Source organism: Solihabitans fulvus (assembly GCF_008386585.1).
Classification (GTDB): Bacteria; Actinomycetota; Actinomycetes; order Mycobacteriales; family Pseudonocardiaceae; genus Solihabitans; species Solihabitans fulvus.
The window spans coordinates 1-357 of record NZ_VUOB01000464.1 but is presented as its reverse complement, the minus strand read 5'-3'; the positions used below and the strand labels follow the sequence as shown (position 1 = coordinate 357).

Sequence of the window (357 nt, the reverse complement as noted above, 5' to 3'; positions counted from 1 at the left end):
CCCGGGTCGTCCAGCCCGCCGCCGACGGGCCGCCGGACGCTGCGGGCGGCGACCGGGGGATCCGGGGTCAGGACCGTGAACGTCGGCGCCGGCCAGGTGTCCTGGTGCGCCGGTTCGGCGGCTGCGGCCGGGATCGTCGGCACGACGGCGAGAACGAGCAGCGCGGGCAGCAGCCAGCGCGGTAACCGTGGCATGTGGCGTCCTCCTGGTTGGGGCCGCGGGCAGCGGCCGACCAGGCGGCGGCGCGCCATCTTCGCACGGCGGCGGAGGTCCGCGCTCCCCCCCGACCGCGGGGGCTAACCGGTCGGTCCCTTCGGACCCAGGTACCGTCGCTCATGGGAGCACTACCCGTCACTG

1 protein-coding gene is annotated in these 357 nt (G+C 76.8%); it reads right to left on the bottom strand.

Annotated elements, in window-relative coordinates:
• On the bottom strand, nt 1-194 hold a 194-nt coding region (locus F0L68_RS42050), incomplete at its 3' end, for a hypothetical protein (RefSeq protein WP_438672358.1).
• Nucleotides 195-357 lie beyond the last annotated feature (163 nt).